This window comes from Streptomyces sp. NPDC090045 (genome assembly GCF_044747975.1).
Lineage (GTDB): Bacteria > Actinomycetota > Actinomycetes > Streptomycetales > Streptomycetaceae > Streptomyces.
The window spans coordinates 63413-85816 of sequence record NZ_JBIVFA010000023.1; the positions used below are offsets into that span (position 1 = coordinate 63413).

Annotated in this window: 24 protein-coding genes and 4 pseudogenes; 13 read left to right on the forward strand and 15 right to left on the reverse strand. The window is 71.1% G+C overall.

Annotation, left to right across the window (positions count from 1 at the left end):
- The first annotated feature begins 233 nt into the window (after nt 1–233).
- Nucleotides 234–1316 carry a magnesium and cobalt transport protein CorA gene (locus ACIPYQ_RS38235; RefSeq protein ID WP_401258997.1) on the forward strand — a complete coding sequence of 361 codons (1083 nt, stop codon included), beginning with the start codon at nt 234–236 and terminating at the stop codon, nt 1314–1316.
- A gap of 98 nt (nt 1317–1414) precedes the next feature.
- On the forward strand, nt 1415–1633 hold the full coding sequence (locus ACIPYQ_RS38240) for a hypothetical protein (RefSeq protein WP_401258947.1): 219 nt from the start codon (nt 1415–1417) through the stop codon (nt 1631–1633).
- A gap of 147 nt (nt 1634–1780) precedes the next feature.
- Here the strand turns inward: ACIPYQ_RS38240 and ACIPYQ_RS38245 are convergent, their stop codons facing one another.
- The gene (locus tag ACIPYQ_RS38245) at nt 1781–3691 is read right to left on the reverse strand and encodes an APC family permease (RefSeq protein ID WP_401258948.1); all 1911 of its coding nucleotides are present in this window, start codon (nt 3689–3691) and stop codon (nt 1781–1783) included.
- Nucleotides 3692–3930: 239 nt separating this feature from the next.
- Here ACIPYQ_RS38245 and kdpF point away from each other — a divergent pair, with 239 nt between their 5' ends.
- A complete protein-coding gene (gene kdpF / locus ACIPYQ_RS38250; protein ID WP_401258950.1) occupies nt 3931–4020 on the forward strand; it encodes a K(+)-transporting ATPase subunit F in 90 nt (29 codons plus the stop codon).
- A gap of 36 nt (nt 4021–4056) precedes the next feature.
- Here the strand turns inward: kdpF and ACIPYQ_RS38255 are convergent.
- From ACIPYQ_RS38255 to ACIPYQ_RS38265, 3 genes and pseudogenes are all read right to left on the reverse strand, one after another.
- A pseudogene (locus ACIPYQ_RS38255) lies at nt 4057–4540 on the reverse strand (sensor histidine kinase KdpD); the annotation flags it as partial.
- 10 nt (nt 4541–4550) lie between these two features.
- On the reverse strand, nt 4551–4955 hold the full coding sequence (locus ACIPYQ_RS38260) for a hypothetical protein (protein WP_401258951.1): 405 nt from the start codon (nt 4953–4955) through the stop codon (nt 4551–4553).
- 81 nt (nt 4956–5036) lie between these two features.
- Complete coding sequence (locus ACIPYQ_RS38265) at nt 5037–5642, reverse strand: hypothetical protein (protein ID WP_401258954.1); 606 nt, start codon at nt 5640–5642, stop codon at nt 5037–5039.
- Nucleotides 5643–6095: 453 nt separating this feature from the next.
- Here ACIPYQ_RS38265 and ACIPYQ_RS38270 point away from each other — a divergent pair, with 453 nt between their 5' ends.
- The 3 genes from ACIPYQ_RS38270 to ACIPYQ_RS38280 all read left to right on the forward strand — a co-directional run bounded on the left by ACIPYQ_RS38270 (nt 6096) and on the right by ACIPYQ_RS38280 (nt 9445).
- A complete protein-coding gene (locus ACIPYQ_RS38270; RefSeq protein WP_401258956.1) occupies nt 6096–6653 on the forward strand; it encodes an NUDIX domain-containing protein in 558 nt (185 codons plus the stop codon).
- A 445-nt stretch (nt 6654–7098) separates the two neighbouring features.
- The gene (locus tag ACIPYQ_RS38275; protein WP_401258957.1) at nt 7099–7770 is read left to right on the forward strand and encodes a hypothetical protein; all 672 of its coding nucleotides are present in this window, start codon (nt 7099–7101) and stop codon (nt 7768–7770) included.
- Between the two features lie 229 nt (nt 7771–7999).
- Nucleotides 8000–9445 (forward strand): amidohydrolase family protein, encoded by a 1446-nt coding sequence (locus ACIPYQ_RS38280; protein WP_401258959.1) that lies wholly within the window; start codon nt 8000–8002, stop codon nt 9443–9445.
- Here the strand turns inward: ACIPYQ_RS38280 and ACIPYQ_RS38285 are convergent.
- Both ACIPYQ_RS38285 and ACIPYQ_RS38290 read right to left on the reverse strand, forming a co-directional pair.
- Entirely contained in the window at nt 9442–9825 is a 384-nt protein-coding gene (locus ACIPYQ_RS38285; RefSeq protein WP_401258961.1) for a MerR family transcriptional regulator, read from the reverse strand. The genes ACIPYQ_RS38280 and ACIPYQ_RS38285 overlap by 4 nt on opposite strands.
- Nucleotides 9826–9851: 26 nt before the next feature.
- Nucleotides 9852–10610 (reverse strand): SDR family NAD(P)-dependent oxidoreductase, encoded by a 759-nt coding sequence (locus tag ACIPYQ_RS38290; RefSeq protein WP_401258963.1) that lies wholly within the window; start codon nt 10608–10610, stop codon nt 9852–9854.
- A gap of 134 nt (nt 10611–10744) precedes the next feature.
- Between ACIPYQ_RS38290 and ACIPYQ_RS38295 the strand changes: the two genes are divergently transcribed.
- Nucleotides 10745–12295 (forward strand): hypothetical protein, encoded by a 1551-nt coding sequence (locus ACIPYQ_RS38295; RefSeq protein ID WP_401258965.1) that lies wholly within the window; start codon nt 10745–10747, stop codon nt 12293–12295.
- Nucleotides 12296–13104: 809 nt separating this feature from the next.
- On the opposite strand, the gene ACIPYQ_RS38300 is transcribed toward ACIPYQ_RS38295, so the two are convergent.
- Entirely contained in the window at nt 13105–13353 is a 249-nt protein-coding gene (locus ACIPYQ_RS38300; protein ID WP_401258967.1) for a hypothetical protein, read from the reverse strand.
- Nucleotides 13354–13850: 497 nt separating this feature from the next.
- Here ACIPYQ_RS38300 and ACIPYQ_RS38305 point away from each other — a divergent pair, with 497 nt between their 5' ends.
- The gene (locus ACIPYQ_RS38305; RefSeq protein WP_401258968.1) at nt 13851–14555 is read left to right on the forward strand and encodes a hypothetical protein; all 705 of its coding nucleotides are present in this window, start codon (nt 13851–13853) and stop codon (nt 14553–14555) included.
- Nucleotides 14556–14569: 14 nt separating this feature from the next.
- Here ACIPYQ_RS38305 and ACIPYQ_RS38310 read toward each other — a convergent pair.
- Nucleotides 14570–14695: pseudogene (locus ACIPYQ_RS38310) on the reverse strand (chaplin); the annotation flags it as partial.
- Between the two features lie 152 nt (nt 14696–14847).
- Between ACIPYQ_RS38310 and ACIPYQ_RS38315 the strand changes: the two are divergent.
- A complete protein-coding gene (locus ACIPYQ_RS38315) occupies nt 14848–15081 on the forward strand; it encodes a VOC family protein (protein WP_401258971.1) in 234 nt (77 codons plus the stop codon).
- A 5-nt stretch (nt 15082–15086) separates the two neighbouring features.
- On the forward strand, nt 15087–15476 hold the full coding sequence (locus tag ACIPYQ_RS38320; RefSeq protein ID WP_401258974.1) for a VOC family protein: 390 nt from the start codon (nt 15087–15089) through the stop codon (nt 15474–15476).
- Between the two features lie 93 nt (nt 15477–15569).
- Here ACIPYQ_RS38320 and ACIPYQ_RS38325 read toward each other — a convergent pair whose 3' ends face one another.
- The 3 genes from ACIPYQ_RS38325 to ACIPYQ_RS38335 form a co-directional block, all read right to left on the reverse strand.
- Nucleotides 15570–15845, reverse strand: coding sequence for an MmcQ/YjbR family DNA-binding protein (locus tag ACIPYQ_RS38325; RefSeq protein WP_401258999.1), 276 nt, complete (start codon nt 15843–15845; stop codon nt 15570–15572).
- Between the two features lie 254 nt (nt 15846–16099).
- Nucleotides 16100–16300, reverse strand: a complete 201-nt coding sequence (locus tag ACIPYQ_RS38330; protein WP_401258976.1) for a hypothetical protein — start codon at nt 16298–16300, stop codon at nt 16100–16102.
- Between the two features lie 319 nt (nt 16301–16619).
- A complete protein-coding gene (locus ACIPYQ_RS38335; RefSeq protein WP_401258979.1) occupies nt 16620–16814 on the reverse strand; it encodes a hypothetical protein in 195 nt (64 codons plus the stop codon).
- Between the two features lie 654 nt (nt 16815–17468).
- On the opposite strand from ACIPYQ_RS38335, the gene ACIPYQ_RS38340 reads away from it, so the two are divergent.
- Both ACIPYQ_RS38340 and ACIPYQ_RS38345 read left to right on the forward strand, forming a co-directional pair.
- Nucleotides 17469–18725 carry a DUF6348 family protein gene (locus ACIPYQ_RS38340; RefSeq protein WP_401258981.1) on the forward strand — a complete coding sequence of 419 codons (1257 nt, stop codon included), beginning with the start codon at nt 17469–17471 and terminating at the stop codon, nt 18723–18725.
- Between the two features lie 160 nt (nt 18726–18885).
- Nucleotides 18886–19568, forward strand: a pseudogene (locus tag ACIPYQ_RS38345) (alpha/beta fold hydrolase).
- A 181-nt stretch (nt 19569–19749) separates the two neighbouring features.
- On the opposite strand, the gene ACIPYQ_RS38350 reads toward ACIPYQ_RS38345, so the two are convergent.
- The 3 genes and pseudogenes from ACIPYQ_RS38350 to ACIPYQ_RS38360 form a co-directional block, all read right to left on the reverse strand.
- Complete coding sequence (locus ACIPYQ_RS38350; protein ID WP_401258983.1) at nt 19750–20040, reverse strand: hypothetical protein; 291 nt, start codon at nt 20038–20040, stop codon at nt 19750–19752.
- Between the two features lie 54 nt (nt 20041–20094).
- Nucleotides 20095–20381: pseudogene (locus ACIPYQ_RS38355) on the reverse strand (HNH endonuclease); the annotation flags it as partial.
- Between the two features lie 61 nt (nt 20382–20442).
- Nucleotides 20443–20925: a MarR family winged helix-turn-helix transcriptional regulator gene (locus ACIPYQ_RS38360; protein ID WP_401258985.1), complete on the reverse strand. Its 483-nt coding sequence runs from the start codon at nt 20923–20925 to the stop codon at nt 20443–20445.
- 79 nt (nt 20926–21004) lie between these two features.
- Between ACIPYQ_RS38360 and ACIPYQ_RS38365 the strand changes: the two genes are divergently transcribed.
- Nucleotides 21005–21565: a hypothetical protein gene (locus tag ACIPYQ_RS38365; RefSeq protein ID WP_401258988.1), complete on the forward strand. Its 561-nt coding sequence runs from the start codon at nt 21005–21007 to the stop codon at nt 21563–21565.
- Nucleotides 21566–21666: 101 nt separating this feature from the next.
- Here the strand turns inward: ACIPYQ_RS38365 and ACIPYQ_RS38370 are convergent, their stop codons facing one another.
- Nucleotides 21667–21789 (reverse strand): hypothetical protein, encoded by a 123-nt coding sequence (locus tag ACIPYQ_RS38370; protein ID WP_401258991.1) that lies wholly within the window; start codon nt 21787–21789, stop codon nt 21667–21669.
- Between the last annotated feature and the right edge of the window lie 615 nt (nt 21790–22404).

The window sequence follows — 22404 nt, forward strand, 5'->3', positions numbered from 1 at the left end:
CGGCGGCATGGGGCGAGTGTTCGGATGGAACGCTCTCTCGATGAAACAGCGGTTTCCCGGCCGCCGCGGCTCCCCTTGACAACGTCCATACGGCGAGCAACCCGACCTTGACGACCCTCATACGGAATCGTGGACTCCGGTCCTTCTCACCGCACACCGGCCCCTCGTCGCCCGCCTCCGGCGTGGGGCACACTGGCTGCCGACCGACGGACGAAGGAGCTCTCGCCGTGTCGATGATCCGCAGTCTCGCCCAGGCGGTGCTCCGTGCCGACCGACGCGCCGTGGACCTCAGCCATCCGGCGCGCTCGCCGCTCGGCAGCGCGGTGGTCAACTGCGTGGTGTACCTGGAGGGCGTACGGCAGACGGGCAACTGTGCCGCCGACGAGGCGATCGGGCGGGTCCGCAAGTCGGGCGACGGCTTCGTGTGGATCGGGCTCCACGAACCGGATCCGCAGGAGCTGGCCGGCATCGCCGGTCTGTTCGGGCTCCATCGGCTGGCGGTCCTGGATGCCACGCGCGCCCACCAGAGGCCGAAGCTGGTGCGGTACGACGACGTGCTGTTCGCCGTGCTCAAGACCATGCGCTACGTCGAGCACAAGGAGCTGACCGCCAGCAGCGAGGTGGTGGACACCGGCGAGGTCATGGCGTTCGTCGGACCCGATTTCGTCGTCACGGTCCGCCGGGGCCGGCACGGCTCCCTGGGCCCCCTGCGCGAGGCCCTGGAAGCGGCGCCCGAGCAGCTCGCCAAAGGGCCGTCGGCCGTCCTGCACGCCATGGCCGAGCAGGTCGTGGACGACTACCTGGCCGTGACCGATGCCATGGAGGCCGACATCGACGCCATGGAGGCCTCGGTCGTCTCCGAGCACGCCGACCGCGGCGAGGCGGGGCGCATCTACCAGCTCAAGCGCGAGCTGATGGAACTGAAGCGGGCCGTGGTCCCGCTGGAACGGCCCCTGCTGACTCTCGCCGGTCTGCCGTCCCCGTCGATCGCCCCGGACATACAGCCGTACTTCCGGGACATCTCCGACAGTCTGGCCCGCGCCACCGACCAGATCACCGCCTTCGACGCGTTGCTCGACTCGATCCTCCAGGCCCATCTCGCGCAGGTGACCGTCGCCCAGAACGAGGACATGCGCAAGATCACGGCATGGGCGGCGATCGTCGCCGTACCGACCATGGCCTGTGGTGTGTACGGCATGAACTTCGACCACATGCCGGAGCTGGAATGGCGCTACGGCTATCCGCTCGTCCTGAGCGTGATCACTCTCGTGTGCGTCGCCGTCCACCGTTCCTTCCGGCGCAACGGCTGGCTCTGAGCCGGCGCGGACCTGTCCCGTCAAGATGTCGTCGCCGTGGCGTCAGCAGTACGTCAGGGTGTGCGGCCAAGGGTCCGGCCCGGCCTACCGTCGCTCTCGTGGGAAGACGTTTCACCCGGTCCGCCACCGGCGCACCAGCCGGACCGGTCGCACAGGACCTGCACTGGGCCCGCGAGAGGCGGTCCGCGGTCGACGTCGCCGCCCTGCTCGTGCTGGACGCGGGCTCCGGCCGGCTCGACCCGACCCGCGGCGCCCTCTGGACCGGCCTGGCCGCAGCAGGAGCCCTCGGCCGGGGCGCCTGCGGGGCGGCCGGTTGACCGGAGCCTGTGACGGGAACGGAGCGGGAGGTACCTGCCGGGTGATCCCCGGCGGTGGAACGGGCAGGAACTTACCGGTCCCGAGGCCCTCGGCGGCCGTACTCGACAGGTAATTTGTGCCCTTTTAACGGCGGCCGCACGAAACCGTCAGGACCTCGTGAAGGTGGCATCAGGGACCGTCGGTCCGGCTTCCTCCGTGATGCGGAAGCGCAGGCGGCAGATGACGGCTTCGGTGTCGCGGCGCACCGCGTGGGCGACGACGGAGCCCCGCTGGTTCTGGAGCAGCCGCTGCCACAGGTGCGCGGGTTCGGTCTCCGGGATGAGGACGGTGACCTGCGCGTCCGGGTGGGTCTGCCCAAGCTTGCGCACGTACGCCGACACCGGCCGGCCGAGCGAGCGGGTCTCCGAGGAGAGCTCGATCAGCTCGACGCCCGGCTTCCACAACTCCCAGTCCCGGCGCAGGGCTTCGGCGGCCTGCCGGTCCTCGGCCGTCGGGTGGGTGACGGTGATGGCGAGGACCTCGTCACCGAGGGAGCGGGCGGCGGTGAGAGCCTGGCAGGTCAGGCGGGACAGGCCCGAGACGGGGACGACGACGAGTGAGCGGGCCCGGTGCGGCGGCTGGGGGACGCGCCCCAGTTCGAGGCGCTCGCCGATCTCGGCGTAGGCGCGGTGGATCTTCTCGAAGGCGAGGACGATCAGCGGCAGGGCGAGGACGATCAGCCAGGCGCCTTCGGTGAACTTGGTGGCGGTGACGACCACTGCGGAGACGCCCGTCAGGAGCGCGCCGAAGCCGTTGAGGGCGGCCTTGGTCTGCCACCCCTTGGGACGCTCGCCGTACCAGTGCCGGACCATGCCGACCTGGCAGATCGTGAAGCCGACGAAGACGCCGATCGCGAAGAGCGGGACGAGGGTGTTGGTGTCGCCGCCCGAGAAGACGAGGAGGAGGCCGGAGACGAGCGCCAGCCAGATCACACCGTGACGGTGGACCTGCCGGTCGGCCTTGAGGGCGAAGATGTGCGGGAGGTGGTTGTCCCGGGCCAGCAGGCTCATCAGCACCGGGAGTCCGCCGAAGGAGGTGTTCGCGGCCAGCGCGAGCAGCACCATCGTGGCGAACTGGACCACGTAGAAGGCCAGGTTGTGCCCGAAGGAGGCGTCCGCGAGCTGGGCGAGGACGGTGACTCCCTCGACCGGCTGGAGGTGGAAGCGGCCGATGAGGATGGACAGGCCGATCAGCATGACGCCGAGCAGGGCGCCGAGGGCGACTTCGGTGTGCTGGGCGCGGCGGGCGGCCGGGGCACGGAAGGACGGTACGGCGTTGGCCACCGCCTCGACGCCCGTCAGCGCCGAGCAGCCGGCGGCGAACGCCTTCAGCAGCAGGAGCGCACCGACGGCGGTGGCACCCTCCCCGAGGGCGGAGGCGTGTCCGGCGGCGGAGGCGGTGCTGACCGGACCGTCGCGGAAGAGACCGACGGTGATCATCGCGAGGATCGATCCGACGAAGAGCGCGGTCGGGAGGAGGAAGGCCTTGGCGGAGTCGACGACTCCGCGCAGGTTCACGGCCGTGACCAGGACCAGCACGGCGAGGCATATCCAGACCCGCTCCCCGTGCAGCGACGGGAAGGCCGAGGTCAGAGCGGCCACGCCGGCGGTGACGGAGACGGCGACGTTGAGCACGTAGTCGAGGATCAGCGAGGCCGCCGCGACCAGGCTGGTGCTCCGGCCGAGGTGGCGCTTGGCGACCGCGTACGATCCGCCGCCATCGGGGAACGCGGCGATGACCTGCCGGTACGAGGCGACCAGGACGGCCAGGAGCGCGGCGATGGCGAGGGTGACCGGGAGGGTGAAGCCCATGCCGTAGGCACCGGCCGCGGCCAGGACAAGCACGATCGACTCGGGTCCGTACGCGACGGACGCCATCGCGTCGAGCGACAGGGCGGCGAGTCCCTGGAGGGCGGTCAGCTTGTGCCGGTCACCGGCCCCGGTCGCGCTGGTATCGGGGGGCTCCTCCTGGCCCGACCTGTGCGCGGCCGTGGTCGGCTTCTCTACGTGTGTGGCCATGTCGCCGTTCCCTCCGAATGAGCAAAGTCAGGACAGCGTCGAAGGCGTATCGGCGCACCACCAGCACTCTTGGCGACTTCCATACGGCCGCCCGGCCACTCTTCACGTGTTCCATACGCGCCAGTAGCGGCAGCGTTAAGGGTCCGTCAAATGACGCCGCCCGCATTGCCCCGTCGCCGCGAAGCGGCAGGCTGGATCTGGGCGGCACCTGCCCGACCGGAAGACACGAGGAGATCCCGATGGACGCGGAGACCGTGATCGGCCTGCTCATCGCCCTGGCACTGCTCGGCTATCTCGTGGTCTCACTGATCAAGCCCGAGAAGTTCTGAAGGGCGCCCTCGATCAAGCCCGGCCCGCCCGGACGGGGTGAGATTGCCGACGCGGATTTGGTGGGTGAGGGCCACCTCGATGCGGTCCGACGGATAGATCTCCCCGTGCAGCATGCGGCGGCGCAGCAGCTCCGGCGGCAGGTCGACCAGCTCGATCTGGTCCGCCCGGCGCGCCACCTCGTCGGGCAGGGTCTCGCGCTGCGGAACGCCGGTGATCTGCCGGACCACGTCGCCCAGGGACTCCAAGTGCTGGACTTGAGGGTGGTGACGACATCGATCCCCGCGTCGAGGAACTCCTCGACGTCCTGCCATCGCTTGGCGTGGCGGGAGCCGGGAACGTTACTGTGGGCCAATTCGTCGACCAGGGCCCTCTGCGCACGGCGGGCGAGCACCGAGTCCAGGTCCATCTCGGTGAACGTCGCCCCCGGTGCTCCATGGTGCGCCGGGGAACGACCTCCAGCCCTTGCGCCAGGGCAGCGGTGGGCCGTCGCCCGTGGGGCTCGACGAAGCCGGCGACCACGGCGGCACTGCTACGACGCCGCGAGGCGGGTCGTCTCGGACGCGTGCTGGGCCATCTGGAGGCGGAGGGTGCCCGCGGTGTAGTGGAACAGGCCGATGGTGGCGAACGGGAGGGAGATCAACAGCCACGCAAGGCTGTCGGCCAGGTCCCGTTCGGCGGCGCAGCGTTCGCCTTCGCGATCGGCGTAGGTGCGCTTGTCGCCGGAATCACCGGCGTCGTAGAAGACCCGGGAAGCACATTCTCGGCCGTTGCTGTGGCCGCGGGTGCCGTCGCCGAGGGTGAAGGGGACCAGCAGCAGGTAGGCGACCCAGATCCAGATCGCGCCCGTCGCCATGAGCAGGTACACCCCCAAGGACTGCTTGCGGCTGGCACGTTCACGGAAATCTTTGTCGTACACCCGCACGAGTGATGTCATGGACTGAAATTAACCTACGGCCATTGATCTTTCCGTATGTGAACCGTCAAGCGCGCCGCGCACGGGCGGGTCCGCGACGTTCTAGTACGGGCCGCCGCGGAAATAGCGGCTGCCGTGGTGGCGCGGGCGGTCGCCACGTTCGTGGGCCGCGTCGGAGCGGTCGGCGGGAGCCGACAGCCGGGCGAGGGCCCTGAGGGTCGCCAGGCCGGCCAACACCTCGGTACGCCGCTCCGCGGACTTCATCCAGGCCGGGAGGCGGGCGAACATCGCCCTCGTCGGTGAGGCGTGACGCTCGCGCAGCCGGGCGCCCACGTAGGCGGCGAGGGCGTCAACGTGCTCCTCGTCGTACGCCCACAGAATGCGCCCCGCACAGCGCGTCTGAAGCCAGAGCGGCCGCCGGAAGAAGGGGTCCTCGGTGCCTCCGGGCACCGCACCGACCAGACCGCCGCCCCGTTCCTCGGCGGTCCAGTCGGCGACCGCGCCGCAGCCCGCGCAGGCGAGGCGGCGGGGCCGGAAGAGGAGGTCGCTGTAGTACTTCTGCTCCGGGAGACCGGGCAGGGGCACGACGAGTGCGCGTCCCCCACACTTCGGGCAGACCACGAGCATCCGGCCGGTGAACCGGACGAGCCACGTGCCGTGGTCGTGGTGGCGGACCGGTGTGGGGTGCGGCGCGGGCGCGGAGCTCATGAGATCCACTCTGCCAGGCGCGCCGAGACCCGTCGAACCCATTGCCGCGAGGAGGGGAGACGGCGCCTCGCCGCCCAACTCGTACCTACTGGACGTGCCCTGCGGATGGCGGGAGGGCCCGACGCCACGGCCCGAGCCCGAAGGGTCGCCGGGGCCTGTGGTGGGCGGTGCACGCAGAAGGCGTCGAGAAGGCCGGGGTCTCTCGCTCCGCTCGGCCAGAGGTCGACGGGTCGGGAGCCGGCCCACGCTCCGGGGCGAGAACCCCACCCCCTGCTCGGTTCCACGAGAGCATCTGGTCGTTGCGCTCCGCGGCCGGGCGCCTGAAGCGTGCGCTGGGTCGATGCACGCCGATCGGGATGCGGATCCGTACGAGAGCTGCGGCGAGATGGCGGTCCTCGGTCATGCGGCGGCAACGTAACCGGCGTTGGCCTCACCGCCGCGATACTGGCGGCCATGACGACCACCCCGGCCACGCCCGCCACGCCCATGACGCCCGCCCCCTTCTCACGGATCAAGATCCGGACCGGTGCCCTGGTGTTCTGCGGTCATGACGTCGCACTCATCCGGCGCGACCGCGCCGGTTCCACCCACTACACCCCGCCCGGCGGCAACGTCGAGGACGGCGAAGACCTGCGCGAAGCCCTCCGCCGCGAACTCGCCGAAGAACTCGACCTGGACATCGACCACGCCGAGGGCGGGGAGCTCCTGTGGGTCGTCGACCAGCGCGTCACCCGCCCCGGGCCCACCCCGCCACCGCGCAAGCTCCACCTGATCCACCGCTTCCACATCTCCCCCGAGCTCCGCGACACCCTCGCCGAGCAGGAGCTGGACGAACTGCCCGACGGCAGCCACGAAGTCGGCGTGATCGAGTGGGTCGACTACCGCAAGACGGCCGAGCTGCCGATCTTCCCGCCCATCGGCCCCGCCCTCGCCGCCCTCACCGACCCCCGTGCAGTGATCACCGACGCGGCCTTGGACGCCGTCACCGACAAGACCTACACCTGGGTGTGAGCCCGGTCCCGCCCCGCCCCCGCCAAGCGGCCACCGTCCTCGCCGAACTCGACGTCCTCCGCACGTAACGCAACGGCCGGACGGTCGTTGAACCGGGCGGTCAAGCGAAGTGCACACCGAGGCCCCGGGACCCGCGTCCCGGGGCCTCGTACCGTCGCCCCCTGCACTCCGGCCGGACCATGGCCTCGCGCAAGGCGCTGATACGGTGACGGGGTCCGGTTGATCTCGGACCTGACCCACAGACAGGGACGCACTCCGCAAGGGCGGTCCGCCGGTGCACCCGGCCCGCGACCTTCCGCGAGGCGGCCGCCGGTACCGCGCCCGAACCGGGCAGGCAGGCCGGCCGGGAACCGCCGTGGTGCCCCCGCTCCGGTCTGCACGGCTACCCCTGCCACCACTGCCACCACTGCCACCACTGCCAGCATCACTGCCGAAGGAACAGCGCATGACCGACCAGACGCCCCCCACCACCCCGGACGCCGCCGCGGACCCGCTGCGCAACGTCTACCTGCGGCTGGCCGCCGCCGAGTCCATACCGCCGGAGGCGACCCACCAGTTCGGCTACCTGCGGCCCGTGGCCACCGACCTGCTCGAGGGCATCGCGTACGACACCCCGGACAGCGTCCGCCTGCTGGACGACCAGGACATCGCCCGCGTGGACCGCGACGTGCTGTACGCGGCCGCGCGCGCCAACCTGCTCGCCGAACCGGTGGGTTACGACACGATCGAGCGGCCCGGCGGCGCCGTCCTCCACATCATCGGCGGCGACTCCGTCTACGCCGCCAGCAAGGCGCTCGTCTTCGAGGAGGCGGTCCGCGCCGCGGGCGGTCCCGAAATTCCCGCCGAGGGAGTCCTGCTGACGGTCCCGAACCGCCACAACCTCGTCTTCTACCCGCTCGCCGACCGCCACGTGGGCGAGGCCGTCAACGACCTCGCCCAGTTCGGCCTCGGCGCCTACGAGGACGGCCCCGGACGTCTCTCGCCGCGCGTGTTCTGGTGGCGGGCGGGCAGCCTGACCACGATCACCGTCTTCGACGACGAGACCAGGACGATGAGCATCGCCCCGCCGCCCGAGCTCATGGACACGATGCGCCGCCTCGCCGGCTCCGGAGCCTGACCTTCCGCTGCGGCGCCCTCGCCGGACACTCGGTGGGGGCGCCTCCGTTTCCAGGGCCGTCGGCGGCGACATGACGGACACATGACCGGAATGGAAAATGTTTTCCGCTGACGCCTATCGAAAGGCCGTTCGCTGGGCATGCTGCGTGTAATCTCCCGCCCCTGCTCGACGCCCCCACAGCGTCGCCCGGGCGGGCCTTCCGTTCTGAGTCCTCGGGAGGTAACACGCCATGCACTCAGCCCCCACCCCGCCCCCGGCTCCGACCCCCAGCCGACGCGCCCTCCTCACCGGCCTCGGTCTGGCCGCCGCCGCCCCGCTCGCCCTCGGCGTCACCGCCCGCACCACACCCCTCGGCCAACCCGCCGACCAGCCCGACCAGTCGGCCCAGGCCGGCCGGACGGTCCTGCTCCGCGGGGCCTCCCTCGTGCTCACCATGGACCCCGCCGTCGGCAGCGGCCCCCTCGGTGCCATCGAAAACGCCGACGTCCTGATGCAGAACGGCACCATCGCCGCCGTGGGCACGGCCCTCCAGGCGCCGCGCGGCGCCTGGGTCGTGGACGCCTCGGGCAAGCTGGCCATGCCGGGGTTCGTCGACACCCACACCCACCTCTGGCAGGCGGTGATCCGAGGCGGGTGTACCGACCGTGACCTGTTCGGCTGGTTCCAGGGGTGTACCGACCCCCAGCGCGGCCGGCTGACGCCCGCGGCCCTCCACAGCTTCGTGCGACTCGCGGCCCTCGACGCCGTCCAGTCGGGCGTGACCACGCTGGTGGACTGGGTGGACATCTTCTCGTACGACCTGGTCGAGAGCTACGTACGGGCGCTGGCCGGCACCGGGGTGCGGTTCACCTACGCGATGTTCCCGCCCAAGCCCGACGCGGTGCTGGTCACGAAGGTGAAGAAGGAACTCGTCGACCCGGTGCCGCTCGGTTCCTTCCAGGTCGCCACGCATGCGGCCCGCACCGTCCAGGACCTCAACCGCGCGCACTGGGAAGCCGCGCAGGACATGGGCGTCATGCTCAACTCCCATGTCCTGGAACGCCCCGAGCAGCGCGCCGACGATCCCATCGGAGTCCTCACGGACATCGGCGCGCTCGGCCCGCGTCTCCTGATCAACCACGCGATCCACCTGACCGACGCCGAGATCGCCGCCGTCGCCGCACACGACGTACGGGCGGCCCATTGCCCGTTGAGCAACATGCGGTTGGCCTCCGGCATCATGCGACTGTCCGAGTTCAGACGGCGGGGGGTCAAGGTCGGGCTCGGCCTGGACGGCGGGACCAACGACAGCTCGGACTTCCACGCGCTGATGAAGACGGCGATCGGCCTGCAACGTGCCCGCACCACTGACGCCGGGGTCTTCCCGCAGGTGGACGACGTCCTGCGGATGGCCACCCTGGGCGGCGCCGAGGCCCTCGGCATCGCCGACCGGGTGGGCTCCCTGACCCCCGGCAAACGGGCCGACCTCGTCGTCATCGACCCGGCCGCCCTGAACTTCGCACCGCGCTTCGACTGGGTCGGCCAGATCGTCTTCAACGGGCGCCCCGAGAACATCGACGCCGTGTTCGTCGACGGCCGTGCCCTGAAGCTCGGCGGCCGGCTGGTCGAGGTCGACACCGACCGCGTCGTACGCGAGGCCGAAGCCGCCGCCACCCGCCTCCGCGCGACCGCCTAACCCGCTCCAGCAGGTTCCGGGTGGGGCCGATCGGCGGTTCCGTCCCGGAGTGCGGTCTCCAGTCGGTCGCGGGCCCGGATCTGGGCGGCGATGCGTTCGTTGAGGACCGCCAGCCGTTCCCGTGCGACGCGTAGGCCCTTGTCGGAGGGGGGTGCGGCGGTCACATCGCCGTCCAGGCACGGCAGGAACACGCGTACGTCGTCCAGGGTCAGGCCGACGGCCAGCAAGGAGCGGATGTTGCGGACCCGCACCACCGACGCCTCGTCGTAGACGCGGTAGCCGTTGTGGGCCCGTTCGGAGGAGATCAGCCCGGCCTGCTCGTAGTGCCGCAGCGCACGGGCGGTCGTGCCCGTTGTCCTGGCCAGCTCACCGATCCGCACCCGTCCCACCTCCGGGACCACTCCTATCACGCGACGACCGCCCCTCCGTCGACCGGGAGGACCACTCCGGTGACGAACGACGCGGCTGGTGAGGCCAGCTGGGTGATCGCCCAGGCGACCTCCTCGGGGCGGCCGATCCGGGCCAGCGGGGTGTGCGCCAGCTGCCACTCCCGTACTGCGGCCATCCGCTCCGGTGTCAGGCCCTGGTGCTCGCCGATGGGGGTGTCGACGGCGCCGGGGGCCACCGCCACCACGCGGACGCCGCGGGGTGCCAGCTCGACCGCCCAGCTGCGGGTGAGGAGTTCCAGCGCGGTCTTGGTCGCTGCGTAGACCGAGCTGCCGGGCCAGGCGCGCTGCCCCACGGACGTGCTGACGTTGACGATCACCCCGCCCGACGCCTCCAGGGGCGGCAGCGCGGCCTGGGACAGCAGGACGGGGGCGACGAGGTTGGTGGCGAGCTGCGCCTCGATCGTCTCCGGCGTCAGGGTGCCGAGGGCGCCGCCGCGCACGATGCCGGCGTTGTTGACGAGCACGTCCAGTCGGCCGTGTGTCTCCAGCACCTCCCGGATGATCCGGTCGGGCCCGCCCCCGACGGTGATGTCGGCGGGCAGCGGCGTCACCCGGTCGTACCCGGCGGCGGTCTCCGCCAGCGGTTCGGCTCGCCGCCCGACCGCGACCACGTGGTCGCCGGCGGCGGCGAAGGCGCGTGCGGTGGCCCGGCCGATTCCCGTGCCGGCTCCGGTGACGAGGACGACCCTGGCGCTCTGCGATGCGATGCTGTTCATGCCGCTCAGCGTGCAACCCTGCCGCCAACGGCAAGGTCAACAGCCGGACATCACAACGGCCCGACCCGCCCGCCCGGGCGCCCGGGCGCCATAAGGTGCCTCGTAGCGATGATCACCGAGGACGGGGAGTGGGCGTGGGTGTGGCGGGGGGAGAACGCCGGCGGCGGAGCGGGATCGTCGGGTACTGGCGGGCGGTCGAGTTGTTCAGCCCGCAGAAGGTACCGGCCTTATCCGTCCGGGAGCGCGTGTACGCGGCGGAGCCGGACGGACCCATGCCCTGGGAGGCCGGGCACCCGCTGCGGTCGGTCCCGCTGGAGGCCGGGTACGGATGGCAGCACGTCGTCTACGGCGGGGCCTTCGCCCTCGGCGCCGTACGCGACACCCTGCTCCACGTCTTCGGTGAGAGCGCCGAGGACCACGACGGACGGATGGACGGCGAGAGCGCGCTGTTCGCCCTGACCGTCACCGACGAGGGCCGGCTGCTGCTGGACTCCCCCGTCTTCTCCTCGTGCGCCTGGGCCACGGGCCGCGCGGTGGCGCCCGACCCCGGCAGCCGCGGCTGGCTCGACGGGTTCGAGGCGGAGGCCGGCGCGTGGGGCGGCCGGGCCGCCGCGCTCGGCGGGCCCCCCGCCACGCCGTCCTCCCCCGTGGAGCGCCAGGGCGACGAGGAGGAGGAATCCCCCGTCGGCCAGGGGCCGGTCACGGCCGCGCGTCTCCTGGAGTTCATGGAGGAGCTGGCCGAGGCCTGGGGCGTCTCCGTCGCGCTGAACCCCGCCGGACTGCGCGTCCGCAGCATTCCCGTACGGCTCGATCACGCGGGCGACACCGACCAGCAGGACTTCCTCAACAGCTTCATCGCCGCCGACCTCGACCGGGTGGCGGGCGCGCTCGCCCAGGGCGATCCCGGCCCGGGACTCGCCAACTACCTCACTCCCGGCGTGGCGTTCGACAAGACCCGTCGGGTCGACCTGCGCCTGAATCCCGCGGCCGCGCTCGCCGGCGTGGCCCCCACCCGTACTCCCGCGGGCCGCTGGCCGGCGGAGGCCGCGCACCCGCTCGCGCTGAGCCAGCAGTTCGCCGTCAACGCCGTCCACACCGAACTCGCCCCCACGGCCGGGATCTTCGCCGTCAACGGCCCGCCCGGCACCGGCAAGACGACCATGCTGCGCGACTGCTTCGCCGCGACCGTCGTCGAGCGGGCCCGTCGTCTGGCCGTCCTGCGCCTGCCCTCCGAAGCCTTCGCCAAGCAGGCCCCGTACGTGTGGAAGAGCGGCGACTACACCCGTACGGTCACCCCGCTGCGGCCCGAGTTCACGGGCTTCGAGATGGTCGTCGCCTCCGCCAACAACGGCGCGGTCGAGAACATCTCCACCGAGATCCCCGCCCGCGGGGCGCTCGGCAAGCAGTGGCGCGAGGAGGCCGACTACTTCGCCGAGCAGGCCACCCGTCTCCTCAAGGGCGAACCGGCGTGGGGCGCCGTGGCGGCGCGCCTGGGGAGCAAGAGGAACCGCCTGGAGTTCGTCAACCGCTTCTGGCACGGCAAGTTCCGCCCGAGCGACGCGGGGGCCCCTCCCCCGCCGCCCGTGCCGTCGCAGGCCGACGGCGGGCGCCGCCGGGGAGGCGAGTGCCCGACGGACGGCTTCATCGCCGGCGGTGCGCAGGTGGTCGGCGAGCAGGCCGGGTAGGTCGAGCGTCACGTCCGGGTCGGGGCGTGGGCGGGTGGTCGCGGGCGTTGACGGTGGCGACGTCGAGTGGACCCGCACTACATGTTCCGCATCTCGGTCGGTCCCGGACCGCACACAGGAGTGGTGGTGCTACCCGCGTACCCGGGAGCCGACCGCGACCAACCTCTCCACATCGCATTGGGCATCATCAGTCCGGACTCCCCCGAGGGGGGCCCGCGCCGCTGCGGACTTCGAGCGGTGTCAGCGGTACGGCGATCCGATCGACCTGCCGGCACAGTCCGTCCGTCTGTCCGGCCCGGTTTCGCTCATCCCACCGCCCGCGCCCCGTAACCTGCCCGCGCAACTGATCGTCGCCGAACTGGGAGGCCGACGCCTCGCCGTGCTCGGGCTGCACATGACATCGCTTCGTTCCGGGACGAGAGGGGGAACCTTGACCGGCACTGATCCGGCAGGATCCATCACCTGCCGACCTCGTGTGGACCGGACAACGCGGGAATCCTCCATCAAGATCGAACTGCACGTCCCGGATTCGCTCCCCCCAGCACGGTGGCTGCACGTGGTTCGCTTCGCAGCACACGCCGTGCCAGGGACGCAGCTGCAGATGACCCTCGCAAACATTCATCCCTTGCAGCGTCCCTCAGCTTTGCCCCTTACCCGCACCCAAGGGAGAGTCTGCCGAGTCACCACCCACAGAATGGCCTGTCACCTGCGGTAGTGGAGAACGCCCAGCGGCGCAGGCCTCGCCTCCCCTCAGACTTCCCCCACGCTTTCCCCTTGGTCTCTCCGCACGGTTCCTCCAGTCCCCGTTCTCAATAGGTGTCGGCGCTCAGGCGGTTCAGGTGCTGGGCGACGGTGTGGGTGCCGTCGCGTTCGCCGAGCTGCTGCATGCGGGCGGCGAGCAGGGGCCACTGGCGTGAGCCGATCAGGAGGCCCGCTTCCCGCTCCGGCAGGACTCCCCTGACCATCGCCACCATCTGCGAGTGCGCGGCCGACTGCACCCTCAGCCGCTCCAGGGCGCGCGGCCGGTTTGCGAGGTCGAGGTCACGGGGAGCCGTCAAGCCCTCGGTCAACGGGCCCGCTTCGCATCCGTACTCGCGGGCCCGGGCACGGCCCACGGATCGGCGGCCTCCCGCACCCGCAACGCAGCGGCGGACGCGCAGGCGGCCGGCGCGAGCCCAGCGGCGGACGCGGCGGCGGGGACCGTGGGCGCGGGGGCAACGGGGGCGGGGCCGGGACGGCGGCGGGCGCCGCAGGTGCGGGGCCGGGGGCGGGGCGGCGCCGGGGACCCGTCGGGTGGGCGTGGCCCACGGGTCGTCGGCCGGCACCCGGGCGCCCTCCTGATCGGCACCGAACGGCAGCAGCTTGGTCGCCTCGCGACAGCCATGATCACTAGAGCTGCCCGGCCTGAGCAGGTGACGGCCATCCCGTCCTGGCTGACACCCCACCAGTGCCACCGCCGCACCCATTCACTACTTCCTCCGTTCCTCCCTCCGCCCGCCGCCCCACCAGTTCCGGATCCGTCCAGGCTCTGTTCTACGATCACGGTTCGGCGATCATGCGGGACGCCGTACGAGGACTGGGCGGGCTGGGGGACGGAATGGCGATCGACAGGCCTGGCCGACCGGAGGACCTGCCGGCGGCCGAAGTGTTGTGGGCGCGCTGGGCCCTGGTCGCCGTACTGGAGGCCACGGCGGAGGCGGAGACCCGGGGCGTCCGCCGCGGCGGCACGTGGATCGACGGCCAGGGTCTGCACCTCGACGACCGCGGCTGCACCTGGTGGACGTTCCAGCAGGTGGGAGAGGGCCGCTACCTGTTGTACGGCGAGGACGAGTCCAGTGCCGTGAAATGGCACGAACCCGCGATCGACATGCTGGCGCAGGCGCCGGACTGGCTGCCGTACGAGCGCCTGCGGGAGCTGTTGGAGGGCTGGGAGCTGGGCTGCGTGTACTGGTACGAGAACGGTGCCTGGGCCCGCGCGCCCTACCCGGACGAGCTGGACGACGATGGCCTCGACTGCGGAATGAGCCGTTTCGCGGTGCGCGAGGAAGCGCTGCGCGACCTGATCGCCTCGGAACGCGGCCTGCCCCGAGGGCGGGCGGACGGCCTGCTGGCCGCGGCCGAGGCGCGCAGCCTCACGGCCTCGGAGATTGGGGAGGTGCTGGACGCGGCCGCAGCCGCGGAAGAGTACGTGCCAGCGGACCGGGAAGCGATGTTGAGGTCCCTGGAGCTCGCGGCCCTGTGTTGGTCTGCGCGAGACTGACCTGGGAATTCGTCACACACGTCGACGGGAACGTGCGCCGGGACCTGGACGACGTTGCCCGACGGGACACCGGGCGAACCGATGGCCGCGCCCTGCGCGTCGGCGTCGGCTGAAGCCAAGCCCGCCGCGCCGAGCGACATGTCACCCGTGTGAACACCCACTGCGGGTCGCTACATCTAGGACGCACTGTCCTATACGGAGGTCATGCTTCCGCTGATTCACCGCGCTGCCCGCCGGCAACGACCCGGACGACGACCTGCGCATCCTGCTCTTCGACGGCGAGTTCGCGCTGATGGTCTACCGCGACGAGCACCTGCGCGACTGGCTGCCCGTCCTGAAGGACACCCCCATCGGCGCGTTCGGCATTTTCTACCTGGCCGTCGACGACTTCGACACCTACGTCGAGCGCATCCGGCCGCTGGGCACCGTCCAGAAGGACGTGATGGAGCACCACGGCGACAAGCTGTTCTACTTCACCGACCCCGACGGCTACGTCATCGGCGTCAACCAGAAGCGGACCCGGTGACCCTCATGACGAAGAACACCGACACGGCTGCCGTCAGCATGGTGAAGTGCGCAGCGTTCTGGGGTCATGACGGAAAGGCTCTCGCCGCCTTCCATGCCGCCGCGCTGGGCTGGGAGGTCACCCAGACCTTCGGTGACTCCGCGGCGATGATCAGCGACGGGACGACGCAGTACGTCTTCTACACGGCCGAGTCCTTCAAGGCTCCCGACTGGCCCCAGGACGACCTCGTCTTCCATCTCGACCTCGCCTTCGGCGACGTCGAGGCCGCTGAGAGGCGCCTTATCGGTCTCGGCGCCACCAAGCCCGCCCACCAGCCCGGCGGAAAGCACTGGACCGTACTGCTGGACCCCTCCGGCCAGCCCTTCTGCATCAGCGCCGCCGGCAAGAACGGGTGAACCATGCGCCCGGGCTCGGCGCATACCGTGACGGCACAGGGGGCCGGATGAGGTTCGCGGCGCCGGGCACCCGGGGCCGAGCAATGGCGGCAGCTACGGTGTGCCGCGCCCGGCCCCCTCGGGATCAGGCCGGCCGGAATGGAGCAGCTGCAGCCGCTCGCGGGCGGGACGGGGGAGCTTGGCCACCACCCACGCCCAGGAGTGGCCGATCATCTCGGCAAGTTCCTCGGCGGGCACCGTGCCGTCCAGGATCACGGTGTTCCAGTGCTGCCGGTGCCCGCCGTAGGAACTGGGGCGCACAGCCGGGAACTGCTCGCGCAGGTGCAGGGCCAGGCCGGGGCCCGGCTCGCTCTCCGTCGCCTCCGGCAGCCCCGAACCTGGCGGGCATCGCCAGGACGGTGGTGATGGTCAGCCAGCGTCACCGGTACCACCACGCTTGCTCGCACGCCGACTCTTACATCGGTGACGGAACCGCGTCGAGCGCCTGGACGCAGAAGAGGAGCAGGCCCGGGCCCGAGAGCAGTGGAACGAGGACCACTCGGCTTGGCACAACCGCTGACCATGTTCTGCTCCCTGGGCCGATCAGCGAGGGGCGAGGGGCGACGGGCTCCCGTGCCGTGCGGTCACCGCGAGTCGTCGTCCTCGTCCTCTAGGACAGGGGGCTGCTGCCAGGTCAAGGTGTCCAGTGGCCGGGGCAGGTTCCGGGCCGCACCGGGAATGACCCTCGTCACCGCGGACTCCTCGTCACTGAGGAGCGCGACGGGGTTGCCCGGCGTCCGGCCGGTCACAGGTGCTGCCGGGCTTGAGGTCTTGGTGGTGGTCATCTCGTCCCCCTGATGCGTCACGGGCCATGCCCGAACTGAAGGCCGCCACACAGGCCGGCTGCGACAGCGCATCCAGTTTCCGAACTGCCGCCCGAAGAGACTTCTTCGGGCCGCCTCCGCAGGTCAAGCCCCCTTACTCCTGTATCGGCAGCCCGCGGCCCCTGGAGAGCGGTCGTGCGTGCGCACGTCCGCCGCCGCGAGTCGCTCTCCGGCATGGGAGCCCCCCATCAGGACCGCCGCGCATCAACCGGAAGGCCGGGGCGACGGTCCGTCAAAACCCGGCCCCCCAGAAGCTGCACAGCACCCGGATGGGATGCGATTAGAGTGCCGACCCCTGCTGACACTTCTGGGGCACCGACGGGTACGGTCGCCCCTCCGAAAGCCGACGCCACGACGGCCCGGCGCGTGCCAGCACCACCCCCACGGCGTTGACCAGGCACTCCGTCACACCGAAGGCGGGATCGACCTTCTTGAGGTTCTTGCCGGTGTCGTAGATGAGCGAGACGCGGGACATGATGAAACGCACCCTTCAAGTGCGCGAACGGCGTCTTGGTCACGTTGCGGCGGTCCCGATTGTCGACCCGTTCGCAGGTGGCGGCGGCCATGCACCTAATCGGTGATGTGGTGTCCTGCAGTCCCCTCACGCGGAAGTGGTCCCGTTCGACGCCGACGTTTCCAAAGGTGCGCCTGAACGCGTGGTGAGGTCAGAGGCGTGCGGGAACCGTCCCGGACCGGGTGTTCTGCCTGCCCCTTCTTGCACTTCCGCGTGCAGGCCGGCATCACCCCGAGCATGTGGCAAGTCCTCGCGAACGTTGTTGACCTTGCTCTGGGTGTCGTCGATGAAGTTGGAGACGTACGGCATGACGCCGAACTTCCTGCCGGGCTACCTATGCCTCGTGTGTCCTCGAACTCCGGCAACAGCTTCAGGAACCAGAACAGGCCGCCGTTGGCTGCGTAGACCACACCCGAGAGCATGTGTCGTCGGATTCCAAGACCACTGCCCGATCACGGCCGTGCGCGATGTCGGTGAGAAGTAGCGGCGCCTGAGCGAGGCTCCGCTCACCGACGGCTCGGCGCGGCAGGCCCTCCGCCGCTTCCGCCGGCACCGCGCATGCCCTGGAACGGAGATGCAGGTGGCTCACCGGCACCGGCTCCGTATGATCCCCGCATGTCCTGGATACGCCGCCGCCTGCGCCGCACCGAGCCCCACGCGGGCCGACTGCCCGATCTCGACTTCCTCGCCCTGGTCCGCGACGCCTTGGAGGAGGTCGCCCCCGGCTGTACGGCGGGCGCCGAACTCAAGGGCAACTCGCTCCTCAGCCCGCAGGGTTGGGCCGTCGCTGTCGGACCGCCGGGGCACGGGGACGACCGGCACTACGACCTGATCGCCTTCCCGGACGTGAGCATCCAGCCCGACGTGCCCTGCTTCGTGGACTGTGTCGTGGTGGTCACCACTGCGCGCGACGCGGCCGGCCTCTGGGCCCGTTCCGCCGGCGCCTGCCTGCTCGAGCTGCTCTACGAACGTGAGGAGCTCGCCGAACACCGGGGCCCCGATGATGAGCACGGTGTGCCGGGGTGGAGGTCCATCAACTCGGGCGTGCTGGCCTATGGGCTCTCCGACCGGGAGAACCTCCGTCTCCAGAACACACTGGTGGAAGCGGACGTGCTCCGCGAGATCGCCGACACCTTCATTGCCGACCTGGAGTCGCCCTGGTTCAACGGTGTCCGGGTCTTCTACGGCGGCGCCCCGGGCGACGTGGAGGCCGAGGTGCGGGTCAACGGCGAGCGACACGAGGCCGCCTCCGCCGCGCTGGCCGCGCTCGGCCTGCCCGAGCCGACTGTCTTCACCGTCGCCCGGTCCTTCACCCTGGTGCTGCCCGTAGGCTCCGGCCAGGAGGCGCACGGCCACGGGGCCGGCGGGTGCGGGTGCGACTGCGGCGGCACCTTGGACCCGGAGCATCCCGGCTTCGCCCACGCCCTGCCCCACCTGATCGGCGAACTCTCCCCGGCCGAGCAGGCGGAGCGGGTCACCGTTGACACCGGCGCGATGATGGTCGCCCAAGGTGTCGGCAACTTCCTCAAGGTCCGGCTGCCGATCCGCCTCGACGACGGCCGCACCGTGGTCCACCTGGCCTGGGTGCGCCTGGCCGCCGAAGTGATCCAGGACTACACCCGCCGGGTGCACGACGGCACCTTGGAGGGACACCGCTTCGAGGGCCTGTTCGGCAACGCCATCGAGCCGTGGGGCGAGGAGCTGCTCCAGGCGCCCGTCCTCCTCGGCGGGCAGCGGGAAGCGGCGGACGGGTCGATCCGGCCCAGCGAGGTTCTCGACTCCGAGCACCCGCTGCTGGCCCGGATCCTGCGCGAGAGCTGGCCTGCCGCGTTCGTGCTCGGCGACCGCGACCCCGGGCCGTCCCGCTCCTGATCACCGCCAGGTGCCCCGCCCCCTGCGCCGTGGCGACGTCCACCCGTCGGGGCTGGTGCCGTTGCGGCGCGTGGGCGGTGTCCTGGGCGGTGGCCCCGTTGTCAGAGCCTCCCGATAGCGTCCCGGCAGTCAGATCCGACTCCTCTCCGGGAGAACAACCGTGGACATGCTGCTCATCGCCGGCCTGTGGCTCGACGGATCCGCGTGGGACGACGTCGTGCCTGAACTCACCGCACTCGGCCACCGTCCCCTGGCGCTCACCCTCCCAGGCCAGCGGGACGGAACCGCCTCCGCGACGCTTGACGACCAGCTGGCGGCAGTGCTCGCCGCGGTTGACGCGTCGCCCGGGAAGCCCCTGGTGGTGGGGCACTCCGTCGCATCGAGCCTGGCCTGGCTGGCCGCCGACGCGCGACCGGAGAAGGTGGCCAAGGTCGCCCTGATCGGCGGCTTCCCCGCCGCTGACGGGCGGGCCTACGCCGATCTCTTCGCGATCGAGGACGGAGTGATGCCCTTCCCGGGCTGGGGCCCCTTCGAGGGAGCTGACTCCGCCGACCTCGACCGGGAGACACGACACCGACTTGCGTCCGCCGCTGTTCCTGTTCCTGAGGGGGTCGCCCGGGAGTCGTGCGCCTGAGTGACGAGCGCCGCTTCGAGGTCCCCGTCGTGGTCGTCTGCCCCGAGTTCACCCCCGCCCAGGCCGAGGCGTGGATCGCCGCCGGCGAGAGCCCCGACCTCGCCCGCGCCACCAGCCTCGAGTACGTGGACCTCGACTCGGGTCACTGGCCGATGGCCACCTGCCCCCGCGATCTCGCACGCGTCCTAGCGGAGGCCGCGAGCTCGTAGTGCTGTGGCCGGCTGGGTGGACCGGAGGCGCATCAACAGGCGTGTCGTGCCCACCCGGCCACCGGGCTGGTGGGCCTCGGGCTCGCCCTCGTGGCGCCCGGCACCGAGAAGCTGGCGGGCTTACTGTGCGGGGGCCGGACCGCGTGCACGCAATCAGCTTCAGCAGGGTGGTGGAGCCCGCTCATCCCGTCCGGTACGCAGCCACCCGCTCCGCCGCGTAGGTGCCGCCCGGCAGCACCCCGCCGGTCAGCTCGAACTCCTCCTCCTTTACCGCCGGACCGCTCCAGGCGCCCCGGCTCCACGGCGCGACGGCAAGCGGGGGCGTTGTTCCGCGCATGGACGAGATGCTGGACGTGTTCCTCGACGGGGCCACCGAACCACGGCTGAAGCTGATCAGCGGGACGAGGCGAGGGCCTTGATGGTGCTCCTCGGGCTGCTCGACGATGATGCGCAGCCCGAGGAGGTCCGCCATGCCGCCGGGGAGATGCGCTTCCGTATCGGCTCCCGGCTGGCCTGAACCGAGCCGCTACGGGACGGTCTCGTAGGTGACGGTGGCGCCGGGGCAGTCCTCCGCCAGGCCGAGGAGCGCTTCGCGCTCGCGGTCGTCGGCGGCCAGGCCCCAGCGGAGCTTGGTCTCGACCCAGCCGGTCACGTACGTGCAGTGGTAGGTGGTGGTGGGCGGGAGCCATTCCGCCGGGTCCTTGTCGGCCTTGGCCCGGTTGGACCTCGCGGTGACCGCGATCAGCGAGGTGGGGTGTCCTGGTCGTTGGGGTAGGCCTCGCGGCGCTTCGCCGTCCAGGCCGAGGCCCCAGCTGGCGGGGAGCGTCATTCGAGACGTGTGGTATTCCAGATCCCCGCGTCACTGTGCACCCCGTCAGGGGCCAGCCGTTTCCTTCGGATCACCGCTGCGGTTCTCCTCGGCCAGAGCGAGGGCGGCCTCGCGCATGACGGCCACGGTTCCGGTGAGCCAGCGGCCGACGGCGGCCAGTTCGGACTCGTCGAGGCCTTGCACCACTTCGGCCATCCCTGCCGTCATCGGGGCCATGGCCGCACCCAGGACGCGGCGGTGCGCTGCTGTGGCGGTCAGGGTGAACCGGCGGCGGTCGCCGGGATCCCTGGCGCGTTCGACGTATCCGAGTGCGGCCAGCCGGTCGATGATCTTGGTGATGGCGGCGTTGCTGAGGCCGGTTTCGCCGACGAGCCGACCGGGAGTGGTGCCGGGGGTGCGGGTGATGATGCCGAGCACCTTGTGCTCGGTGGCGTTGACGTGCAGACGGGCCGCGAGCTGCTCGTGGTAGAGCACCACCCACAGGCTGAGCTCGTGGCCCAGCGCGGCGCCGTCCCGTTCGGTACTCATGCCGGTCAGCGTACAAGTCTTTCACTTTGGTGAAGAAAACTACTTCACCAAAGTGAAAGGATGTGGTGGGATCAGCTGCATGACCCCACCCCACGTACCGACCCGCTCGCGCCCTCGTCGCCTCGGTCCGCCCTCGGCCGCGCTGCTCGGCCGCGTGTACCTCGCCGCCCTGATCACCCACCTACCGATCCTGGCGGTGCTCCTCGCGCCCCAGGGCCGCAGCCGGGTCAGCTCGGAAAGCACGGCGGGGCTGCTGAACACGCTACTGGTCGGGCTCGTCATCGCGGCCGTGGTCCTGGTGCCCGCGGTCTGCGCCCGGGTCGCCCCGGCGGGCCCGCGGTGGCAGCCCGGGACCGCGCTCGCCGGAGTCCGTGCCCTGATCCGCACCGATCGACGGGCCTGGCTGCGGCGCCTCGGGGAGTTGACCGCCCTCTACATCGCCGCCCAGCTCCTGGGCGGGCTCGTTGCCCAGTTCCTTCCGTACATCTGGGAGAACCCCCCGTACGGCACCGAAGCGGGGGCGGCGCAGTGGGAGTTCCACTACGTCAACTTCGCTCTCCAGGGCGTCGCCATCTACGTGGTGGTGTGCGCGGCGACCGCGTGGTACTCCTGCCGGTTGCGGCAGCTACTGGAGGACTGATCCGCAGCACATCGGCCTTGGGTCAGATGACCTGTTCACCATCCCAGAACGCCAAGATCCACACCGAACCTTCGCGCACCAGAAGCCGGCCACGTCCGATCTCAGTGCCCGGGGTGTGGAGGCCCGTGGATAAGGGCGCGCTGGCGTGCTTGGAGGTAGGCGGTCCAGTCGGTGGCGGCGCGGCGGCGCCACTGGACGGCCATGATCGGGTGGAGGCCGAGCATCGGGCCGACGGCAGTGCCTGCCCGTCATCACCACCGCGGTCCCCCCGTCCAGCCGGTGCGGCCACCCCCGGCCAGGGCCAGGTTCTCGCGTCTCGTGCCCGGATACACCGTCACCGCCGCTGGCGGACCGACCAGAGCTGCGGACACGCTGAAGAACCCCCAGGATGCGCATACACGAGAAGGCGCGCCGAGCAGGGCGGCCAAGCTGGGGCCTACGTCAGCCGGTCCGCCCGCGTCACACCATTTCCCCAAGCCAGGACAGACGGCCGGGGAACGTGCGCGCCAGTCAGGACTGTGGACGCGTTGGAGGGCATCCGCGACCGCCTCGACACGGTCGGCGAGCCCGGTGTACGGCGCCCAGGTCACCACGCTGTCTCGCGGCCGGTGACGAGGACGGTGCGATGAATCTGCTCTACCACGTGCAGCACCGGCTCCCCCCTGCCCAGCCGTCGAGTCCGCAGGACTTCGGGGTCGGCCGCGCCGGCCTCCTGTCGTTAACCATTCCCGCCGACCACACCACGCCCTAGTACTGCAACGGTGTTTGGCGTGACTGGTAGCCAGGCTGGTCGTTGGTCAGGTTATGGGTGGGCTCTTTGGTGATGTGAGGGTGTGGGC

Coding starts and splice junctions, on each gene's coding strand:
- ACIPYQ_RS38235 (WP_401258997.1), top strand. CDS start 234: ATGATCCGCAGTCTCGCCCAGGCGGTGCTCCGTGCCGACCGACGCGCC.
- ACIPYQ_RS38245 (WP_401258948.1), bottom strand. CDS start 3,691: ATGGCCACACACGTAGAGAAGCCGACCACGGCCGCGCACAGGTCGGGC.
- ACIPYQ_RS38335 (WP_401258979.1), bottom strand. CDS start 16,814: ATGTCCCGCGTCTCGCTCATCTACGACACCGGCAAGAACCTCAAGAAG.
- ACIPYQ_RS38340 (WP_401258981.1), top strand. CDS start 17,469: ATGTCCTGGATACGCCGCCGCCTGCGCCGCACCGAGCCCCACGCGGGC.
- ACIPYQ_RS38320 (WP_401258974.1), top strand. CDS start 15,087: ATGACGAAGAACACCGACACGGCTGCCGTCAGCATGGTGAAGTGCGCA.
- ACIPYQ_RS38270 (WP_401258956.1), top strand. CDS start 6,096: ATGACGACCACCCCGGCCACGCCCGCCACGCCCATGACGCCCGCCCCC.
- ACIPYQ_RS38365 (WP_401258988.1), top strand. CDS start 21,005: ATGACCCCACCCCACGTACCGACCCGCTCGCGCCCTCGTCGCCTCGGT.
- ACIPYQ_RS38350 (WP_401258983.1), bottom strand. CDS start 20,040: ATGGCGGACCTCCTCGGGCTGCGCATCATCGTCGAGCAGCCCGAGGAG.
- ACIPYQ_RS38260 (WP_401258951.1), bottom strand. CDS start 4,955: ATGACATCACTCGTGCGGGTGTACGACAAAGATTTCCGTGAACGTGCC.
- ACIPYQ_RS38280 (WP_401258959.1), top strand. CDS start 8,000: ATGCACTCAGCCCCCACCCCGCCCCCGGCTCCGACCCCCAGCCGACGC.
- kdpF (WP_401258950.1), top strand. CDS start 3,931: ATGGACGCGGAGACCGTGATCGGCCTGCTCATCGCCCTGGCACTGCTC.
- ACIPYQ_RS38275 (WP_401258957.1), top strand. CDS start 7,099: ATGACCGACCAGACGCCCCCCACCACCCCGGACGCCGCCGCGGACCCG.
- ACIPYQ_RS38330 (WP_401258976.1), bottom strand. CDS start 16,300: ATGACCACCACCAAGACCTCAAGCCCGGCAGCACCTGTGACCGGCCGG.
- ACIPYQ_RS38265 (WP_401258954.1), bottom strand. CDS start 5,642: ATGAGCTCCGCGCCCGCGCCGCACCCCACACCGGTCCGCCACCACGAC.
- ACIPYQ_RS38290 (WP_401258963.1), bottom strand. CDS start 10,610: ATGAACAGCATCGCATCGCAGAGCGCCAGGGTCGTCCTCGTCACCGGA.
- ACIPYQ_RS38305 (WP_401258968.1), top strand. CDS start 13,851: ATGCGGGACGCCGTACGAGGACTGGGCGGGCTGGGGGACGGAATGGCG.
- ACIPYQ_RS38360 (WP_401258985.1), bottom strand. CDS start 20,925: ATGAGTACCGAACGGGACGGCGCCGCGCTGGGCCACGAGCTCAGCCTG.
- ACIPYQ_RS38315 (WP_401258971.1), top strand. CDS start 14,848: ATGGTCTACCGCGACGAGCACCTGCGCGACTGGCTGCCCGTCCTGAAG.
- ACIPYQ_RS38370 (WP_401258991.1), bottom strand. CDS start 21,789: ATGCTCGGCCTCCACCCGATCATGGCCGTCCAGTGGCGCCGCCGCGCC.